This is a genomic window from Methylobacterium sp. C33D (genome assembly GCF_053345825.1).
On sequence record NZ_JBKFAV010000094.1, the window covers coordinates 1 to 1,615 of the forward strand.

The 1,615-nt window shown below is 75.6% G+C and carries 2 protein-coding genes; both read right to left on the minus strand.

The genetic code is table 11. The features are described 5' to 3' along the window. Positions 1-10: 10 nt before the first annotated feature. Positions 11-484 carry a chemotaxis protein CheW gene (locus tag ACLBXO_RS31470; RefSeq protein ID WP_331316869.1) on the minus strand — a complete coding sequence of 158 codons (474 nt, stop codon included), beginning with the start codon at positions 482-484 and terminating at the stop codon, positions 11-13. Between the two features lie 183 nt (positions 485-667). Then, on the minus strand, positions 668-1,615 hold a 948-nt coding region (locus tag ACLBXO_RS31475), incomplete at its 5' end, for a methyl-accepting chemotaxis protein (RefSeq protein ID WP_447687879.1).

The window sequence follows — 1,615 nt, forward strand, 5'->3', positions numbered from 1 at the left end:
GCGGGATCCCTCAGGCGGCCCGGGGTGCGGCGTCGAGGGCCGGGGCGTCGCCGTCCATCAGCGCGGCGAGGTCGAACACCACCACGAACGCCTCGCCGCGGCGGCCGATCCCCGCGATGTAGCGCGCGTTCCAGCGCCCGCCGACCTCGGGCGCGGCCTCCATCTCGGCCCGGTCGAGCTCGGTCACCTCGATGACCCTGTCGGCCACGAGGCCCACCCGCAGCGCCCGGCCCGGCAGCGGGAGGTGGAGCAGGATGATCCGGGTCGCCGGCGTGCGCGCGACCGGCGGCAGGCCGAGCTTGGTCCGCAGGTCGACCACCGGGTAGCTCTGCCCGCGCACGTCGATCATCCCCAGCAGGAAGGCCGGCGCCTGCGGCAGCGCCGCCGGCACCCGGTAGTCGAGGATCTCGTGGACGTGCTCGACGTCGATCCCGAAGGTCTCGGAACCGAGGCCGAGGGTCAGGTACTGCCACACACTGGACATGCGGGATCTCCGGATGGATTGCGGCGGCCCGGCCCGGCCCGGCCCGGCCCGGCCCGGCCCGGCTGCGGTCTTGCGCCGACGGCGGGATCCGCGCGGGGGCCTGGCGCCGCGCGGATCCGGGTCTCGGGCGCCGCGCCGAGCGAGGCGCCGAGCGAGGCGTCGGGCGCTGCGTCGGGCGAGGCGTCAGGCGACGCGGGTGAAGGCGGCGTCCTGCGCGTCGCCCTCGCCCATGTCGAGGGCGAAGCCGCCGCCCCCGGCCGGGCCGCGCCCGCCCGCCCGCTTCGGGCTCGGCGAGCGGATCGCCGCCGAGGCCGCGCCCGCCGGGGCCGCGCCCATCCGCGCCGCCGTCGTCCGCAGCCGCGTCACCGCCTGGGCGACGCCCGCCAGGGGAGCACCTACCAGAGGGACACCGGCCAGGGACGCGCCCGGCGCCTCGGTGATGCGGAAGTAGGCGATCGTCGCCTGCAGCTTCTCGGCCTGGGTGGCCAGCTCCTCGGAGGTGGCCGAGACCTGCTCGGAGGCGCTGGCGTTCTGCTGGGTCACCTTGTCGAGCTGCTGGATCGCCTGGTTGATCTGGCCCGAGCCGACATCCTGCTCGCGGCAGGCGGCGGTGATCTCCTCGACCAGGCCGGCGGTCTTCTTGATGTCGGGCACGAGCCGTCCGAGCATGTCGCCGGCCTGCTGGGCGGCCTTGACGGTGTCGGCCGAGAGCGTGCCGATCTCGGCCGCGGCCGCCTGGCTGCGCTCGGCCAGCTTGCGCACCTCGCTGGCCACCACCGCGAAGCCGCGCCCGTGCTCGCCCGCCCGGGCCGCCTCGACGGCGGCGTTCAGCGCCAGGAGATCGGTCTGGCGGGCGATCTCCTGCACGATGGTGATCTTCTGGGCGATGGTCTGCATGGCCTCGACCGCCCGGCCGACCGCCACGCCGCTGGCCTCCGCGTCCTGGGCCGACTGCCGGGCGATCGTCTCGGTCTGGCTCGCGTTCTCGGCGTTCTGCTTCACGTTGGCCGCCATCTCCTCCATCGACGCCGACGCCTCCTCGGTCGAGGCCGCCTGCTCGGTCGAGCCCTGCGACAGCTGCTCCGCCGACGCCGACAGCTCCTGTGACCCCGCAGACACGTTGCTCGCGGC

What these genes read in the sequence shown, in the direction of transcription:
- ACLBXO_RS31470 (WP_331316869.1), bottom strand. Translation starts at nt 484, where the DNA reads ATGTCCAGTGTGTGGCAGTACCTGACCCTCGGCCTCGGTTCCGAGACC.